This is a genomic window from Spirillospora sp. NPDC049652, assembly GCF_040675125.1.
Lineage (GTDB): Bacteria > Actinomycetota > Actinomycetes > Streptosporangiales > Streptosporangiaceae > Spirillospora.
This window is the reverse complement of record NZ_JBFAOF010000439.1, coordinates 1-5,655: the sequence shown is the minus strand read 5'-3', so window position 1 is coordinate 5,655 and position 5,655 is coordinate 1. Positions and strand designations below refer to the sequence as shown.

The 5,655-nt window shown below is 74.2% G+C and carries 6 protein-coding genes and 1 pseudogene; 1 reads left to right on the top strand and 6 read right to left on the bottom strand.

All coding sequences use genetic code 11. The features are described from left to right. From AB0J52_RS24545 to AB0J52_RS24520, 6 genes are all read right to left on the bottom strand, one after another. The coding region (locus AB0J52_RS24545; protein WP_500184477.1) for a hypothetical protein at nucleotides 1-401 on the bottom strand (401 nt) is incomplete at its 3' end. Between the two features lie 225 nt (nucleotides 402-626). After that, nucleotides 627-971: an avidin-fold protein gene (locus tag AB0J52_RS24540; RefSeq protein WP_500184475.1), complete on the bottom strand. Its 345-nt coding sequence runs from the start codon at nucleotides 969-971 to the stop codon at nucleotides 627-629. 5 nt (nucleotides 972-976) lie between these two features. Then, entirely contained in the window at nucleotides 977-2,245 is a 1,269-nt protein-coding gene (locus AB0J52_RS24535) for a lysine N(6)-hydroxylase/L-ornithine N(5)-oxygenase family protein (RefSeq protein WP_500184473.1), read from the bottom strand. A gap of 20 nt (nucleotides 2,246-2,265) precedes the next feature. Next, a complete protein-coding gene (locus tag AB0J52_RS24530) occupies nucleotides 2,266-3,336 on the bottom strand; it encodes an FAD-dependent oxidoreductase (RefSeq protein WP_500184471.1) in 1,071 nt (356 codons plus the stop codon). After that, entirely contained in the window at nucleotides 3,333-4,628 is a 1,296-nt protein-coding gene (locus tag AB0J52_RS24525; RefSeq protein WP_500184469.1) for a class I tRNA ligase family protein, read from the bottom strand. The genes AB0J52_RS24530 and AB0J52_RS24525 overlap by 4 nt, the downstream gene beginning before the upstream one ends. Then, the gene (locus AB0J52_RS24520; RefSeq protein WP_500184466.1) at nucleotides 4,625-4,975 is read right to left on the bottom strand and encodes a cupin domain-containing protein; all 351 of its coding nucleotides are present in this window, start codon (nucleotides 4,973-4,975) and stop codon (nucleotides 4,625-4,627) included. Before AB0J52_RS24520 ends, AB0J52_RS24525 begins: the two co-directional genes overlap by 4 nt. A 339-nt stretch (nucleotides 4,976-5,314) precedes the next feature. Here AB0J52_RS24520 and AB0J52_RS24515 point away from each other — a divergent pair. After that, a pseudogene (locus tag AB0J52_RS24515) lies at nucleotides 5,315-5,655 on the top strand (hypothetical protein); the annotation flags it as partial.

Below are 5,655 nucleotides of genomic sequence, written 5' to 3'. Positions count from 1 at the left end.
CGGTGCCGTCGAAGAAGCGGGCCACCTCGGCGGCCGTACCCGGCCGCGCCGCGTGCCGGGCCGGAAAGCGGCGCGAGGTCGGGCGTCCCCGGGCCGCGCGTGCGCAGCCGCAGGTCGCCGCTGCCCGTCATCCGCAGGGTGAACCGGACGTCGCGGCCCGCCCTGAAGGGCGTCTGGTCGGCGAGCGCCCACAGGGTGGCGTTCCGGGCCGTCCCCTCGATCTCGGGACGCCCGTGCCACGCGCCGATCCGCGACCCGGGCTTGCAGCCGCGATGGGAGTTCACGGTCACGACGCCGACCGGTTTGATGGACGAGCTCGCGGCTCCGTGCGCGCACCCGCTGAGCGGCGCGGCCGCGCACAGCAGACCCGCGCCCGCCGCGATGAAGGCCCTCTTCGTCACGTCTCGCCCCCGCTCGACGCCTTGCGACCCCTTCGCATCACTCTCCGCCACCGGCGGGCTTCCGTCCACCCCTGGAAGGCGGCGGTGTCCCGGATCGGCGGCCGGCCGTGGCCGAACCGCGGCCCGCCGCCGAGCCGGGCAATGCCGGGGACGCGGGCGCAGGGAACGCACGCGGCCGGCGCCCCCGGGTGGACTGGGGCGCCGGCGCGTCCGGGTGTTGGGGGGTTAGGTCGGGATCTCCTCGATCAGGGACACGCCCCGGGAGGCGTGCGGGCCGTAGCGCTCCCATTCCTCGCGGAGCCGGACGCGGCCGTCCGGCAGGAGCTCGGGTGTCGAGCGGACCCGGCCGCTGACCACCGTCGCGTCCGCGAGGACCTGGCAGTACGCCAGGTCCAGGCTGTCGTCGGCGGCGCGGCGTCCGACCAGGTAGCCGCGGACGACGCGGCCGCCGTCGAAGTCGGCCCAGACGGTGTCGCCGGCCTGGTGGTAGCGGCCGACCGGGACGTCCCCGGCGGCGGCGGTCTCGGCCGCCGAGGAGCGGAACACCCGGCCGTCGTAGTCGATCGGCACGCCGCTCACCCCCACACGACGCTGGGCTCGGCGTCGCGGATCGTGTAGACGTCCCGCTCGAACAGCGAGTTGATGATCGTCGCGGCCCGGACCGGCAGCAGGGTCAGGTTCGCGTCGGCGACGCCGTGCGTGAACCGGGCCCGGTTCTGCACGAAGATCTTGTTGCGGTCGGCGTTCTTCCAGCGCAGCGAGTAGTCCGAGTCGACGATCATCTGCCCGGCGTCGTCGTGGTCGATCAGCTCGGTGAGCGCCGGGGCGAGCGGCGGCGTGGCGAAGGCGCGCCCGGTCGCGAACACGACGTACCGCGCGGCGATCTTCTCGGGCCCGGTGGGCGACGTCGCCGACAGCACGAAGCCGTCGCCGTCGCGTTCGGCCAGCGTGACGTCCCGGCCGGGACGCATCGTCAGCGGGTAGCGGTCGAGCCGGAGCATCCCGTCGTAGTTGGCCTGGTAGATGGCCTGGAGGATGCCGGGGGTGATCGCGTCGCCGGTGAGCGTCTGGCCCTCGACGAGCCGCCGCCGGGTCTCCCGCGTGACCTGCTGGAGGAACTGCACGTACGCGGGGCGGTAGAAGTCGTTGGCGGGCGGCGAGTCGTCCATCGGCTGGAACCAGGGCCGCCGGCCGAGCCAGGTGATGTCGGTGAAGCCGTGGCCGAGCAGCTCCATGACGCACTCGGCGCCGGTCTGGCCGCCGCCGACGACCGAGACGGGCGCGTCCCGGTCCATGGCGGGCAGGCGGGCGGTCAGCTCCTCGGGCACGAACGCGTCGTCCCCCTGGATCCCCGACAGGCCCGGTGGGACGTACGGGACGCTGCCGAGTCCGAGGACGAGGTGGTCCGAGCGGGCGATCGTCCGGCCGTCGCTGACGTAGGAGAAGCCGACGTCGTCGCCGTAGGAGATCTCGTCCACCTGGACGCCGTACCGGATCCCGTCGAGCTGCTCGCTCGCCCACGCCAGGTAGCGCTGGTACTCACGCCGCGGGATGACGTTGAACTGGGCGTTGATCAGCGCGTAGAGCCGTCCGGTGGAGACCAGGTAGTTGACGAACGACAACCGGTGGGTGGGGTCGACGAGCGACACCAGGTCCTTCAGCCAGGAGGTCTGCATCCGGACGCCCGACAGCAGCAGCTGCGGGTGCCAGGTCGGGGCGGGACGCCGCTCCAGCAGGACCAGCCGGTGCGGCGCGACGGCCTCGAACAGCGCGGCCAGGCTCAGGTTCGCCGGGCCCGCGCCGACGCCGACGGTGTGGTGGTGAGGGATGTCGATCTCGGACATGGGCAGTGCCTCCACAAGGGTCACGCGGGGGTGCGGATCCGCAGCAGCTCTTCGGCGGCGGACAGGGACGCTGCGAGCGCGGTCTTGGCCGCGCCGCCGCTGCCGCCGGTGAAGGTCGACAGCCGGGGCGAGGCGCCGGTGACCGGGCGCAGCCGCAGGCCGGGGTCGGGGTGGTAGCAGTCGGCGGCGACGACGGTCCGGACGGCCGGGCCGAGCCGCAGGTCGGGGAAGGTGACGCGGGCGAGGGCGGACGCGGCGTGCGCGAGCGCCGGCTCGGGCCGCCGGTCGTCGGGGTCGACGTCGTAGCGGTCGCTGGGCACGCCGAGCAGCAGCCGGTCGCCGTAGGGGCGGCCGTAGAGGCTGGTCGTCTCGTCCACGAACGCCCGGGACGGCGGGTTCGCGGCGGCGTGCACCGTGTACTGGATGCGCTTGGTGCGCAGCCCGTCGCGCGGCAGCCCGAAGCGGGCGAGCAGGCCAGGCGTCCACGGCCCGGCGGCCAGGACGACCAGGTCGAACGTGCCGCAGGACGCGCCGCAGACCGCGCCGGGCGCGGACCGGGGCGACGGGGACGCGCAGTGGTGCAGGGTGAGCGTGCCGTCCGGGGCCTCGGTGAGGCCGGTGGCGGGCGCGGTCGTGCGGCGTCCGCCGATCCGCAGGAAGTCCGCGACGATCTCCCGGCGCAGCGCGCCCGGTGACACATGCCCGGCGCGCCGCTCGACGACGGCGGGCGGACGGTCCGGGAACCCGGGTGCGTCGGTGAGCACGGCCGATCCGGGGAGCGCCGCGCAGATTCCGGCCAGGTCGGACGGCAGCGGCGGCGGCCCGGCCTGGATGTACACCGAGCCGGTCTCGCGGTACTCGGCCCAGCCGCGCAGCAGCCGGCTGCCGTACAGCTCGGCGAGCGACGCGGTCGCCTGGGCGCGCTGCCCGGCGTCGGGCTCGAAGCCGCGGACCAGCCCGCCGGACGCGGCGGTCGCGTCGGCGGGTTCGGGCGGCCCGGCGAGCTCGACCTCGGCGGTCCGGTCGGTGAGCCGCAGCCGCCAGGCGAGCAGCGCGCCGGCGAGCCCCGCGCCGACCACGCAGATCCTCATGAGCCGCTTCCCGGCGATGTCCCGGTGAGCAGGGCGAGCAGGTCGCGGGCGCGCGGGTCGTCCTGGAGCGGCAGCAGCAGGCGCGCGGCGAGCGCCGGGTCGAACCCGGACGGCCGCAGCGCGCGGCGCGCGCGTTCCAGGTCGGCGTCGGCGGACGGCCGGCCCGTCTTGAACGCGTCCAGGGTGAAGTCGCTCTCGTACCGGTCGGGACGGTCCTGGGCGAGGAACAGCCGGATGTCGCCCGGGTCCTGCTCGTCCAGGAAGTCCAGCGCCCAGACGGCGTGGTCGCGGCTGGTGGAGAACTTCAGGCCGTCCAGCCGGTAGAACTCGTTGACCGCGAGCCCCCGCAGCACGCCCGGCCGCACGCCCGCCGCCGCGAACACGGCCGGGATCAGCACCGCGTAGTAGAAGGAGTTGTCGACGCCGAGGAAGTGCCACAGCTCGTCCACGCCGTTCCAGGCGGCGACGCAGTCGGCGAGCGAGCGGACGGACGGGTCCAGGGCGCGCGCGATCTTGTACAGGTAGCCGAAGGCCATCTCGACCCAGACGTCCAGCCGCAGGTCCGCCGGCCGCGCGTCGGGGAGGGCCGCCAGCTCGATGCCCCAGTCGGTCGGGTAGGCGACCGGGACGGCGGGCAGGCCGTCCGCGAGCAGCCGCCGGACGAGGTCGACCACGCGCGGGTGCAGCTCCGCCTCGGCCCAGGTGCGGGTGAGCTGGTCGCGGTGGTCCTCCAGGCGCAGCACCGGGACCCGCGCGGTGAACTCCTCAGGGACGGCGTCGCAGCAGGTCGAGCGGGCTTCGCGGAGCGTCCCGGCGGTGTTGTAGGCCATGCACGCCTCGCACGCGCCGCCCGCCGCGCCCGCTCCGCAGGTCCCGCAGGAGCCCGCGACGTAGCCGTGGTGCATCGTGCGTCCGCAGCCGGGGCAGCGGTGCAGGACGGTCTCCTCGGCGCCCGTGAACAGCTCGCCCACGAGCCGCCGCATGGCCTCCCGGTAGTCGGCGTCCGCGGCCGGGTCGAGCAGCACGTCGTACTCGATCCGGGCCTTGGCGAACGCCGAGCGGATCTGGTCGGAGTAGTCGCGCATGGTCTCGTCCGCCGGACGGCCCAGGGCCTCGGCCTTGGCGAGGACGTAGTTCTGGTTGCCGTCCAGGCCGGACATGGTCAGCACGTCCGCGCCCGCCGCGCGCAGCGCCCGCGCCGCGATGTCGCCCGCGACGTACGGGCCGCTCAGGTGCCCGACGTGCAGCGGGCCGTTCGGGGTCGGCGGGGGCGTGGTGAGGACGACGGTCATTCGGCCGCCTCCTCGGGCATCCAGTAGATGCTCAGCAGCACCAGCGGCTCGCTGTCCGAGCGGTTGTGGATCACGTGCGGCTCCCGGCCGGCCAGCAGGACCGCCGAGCCCTGCCCGGCCTCGGTCCGCTCGCCGCTCTCCGGCGCCTCGTAGTCGGCGTGCCCGGACGCCACCACCGACAGCTCCACCTCGGGGTGCTGGTCGCGCTCGCTCGACCCGCCCGGCGGGATCACGCACCACATCGCGTCGAACGGCAGCTCGCGGTCCGCCGCGTACTGCTCCCACCGCCCGATGCGGATTCCGTATTCCTCGGTCAACCGGGCGGACGAATATTGCATCTTCTGCATGCGATCTCCCGTTGAAGGTCGTCCGAATCGAGGCGGCCGCCACGGAAGGGATTGTGACCCGGATAAGACGATTTCCAGGTGGCAGGAAGATGACAGGACCGGTCCCGCGGCGGTTCTTCGGGGTCGCCCGCCCGAGCTGAACTGCCGCCATTGCTTTCCGTGATGCGAATATCGCGAACCGCGACGGAAAAGGAATATTGACGCCCTGTGGACGCCGGGGGACCATGCGGCGCAGTGCCCGGCGAAGCCCTGCCCGGCGGCCGCCCGCGGACTCGCGTCGAGCCCGGGGCGTCCGCGCTGGTGAGCCGAGGCCGATGACCGAGTCGAAGGGACCCTGGCATGGATGTCCGTCCGCACCTGGCCTTGATCGCCACCGGCATGCAGGCGTGGCGCGAGTACCTCGTCGAGTCGATCGCCCGCGAGTACCGGATCCACCTCTTCGCCAAGTCCGAGCCGTCCTGGGAGCTGGCGTACGTGGACGGCGTGACCGTGGTGAACACGCTGGAACCCGACCTCGCGATCGCCGCCGCCCGCGCGGTGCACGACACCGACCCGTTCGACGGCGTGCTGTGCTGGGACGAGGCCCGCATCTGGCCCACCGCCTGCGTCGCCGAGGCCCTGGGGCTGCCCGGCGTGTCCCCGGAGGTGGTCGAGCGCTGCCGCGACAAGCACCTGTCCCG

Coding starts and splice junctions, on each gene's coding strand:
- AB0J52_RS24530 (WP_500184471.1), bottom strand. CDS start 3,336: ATGAGGATCTGCGTGGTCGGCGCGGGGCTCGCCGGCGCGCTGCTCGCC.
- AB0J52_RS24520 (WP_500184466.1), bottom strand. CDS start 4,975: ATGCAGAAGATGCAATATTCGTCCGCCCGGTTGACCGAGGAATACGGA.
- AB0J52_RS24535 (WP_500184473.1), bottom strand. CDS start 2,245: ATGTCCGAGATCGACATCCCTCACCACCACACCGTCGGCGTCGGCGCG.
- AB0J52_RS24525 (WP_500184469.1), bottom strand. CDS start 4,628: ATGACCGTCGTCCTCACCACGCCCCCGCCGACCCCGAACGGCCCGCTG.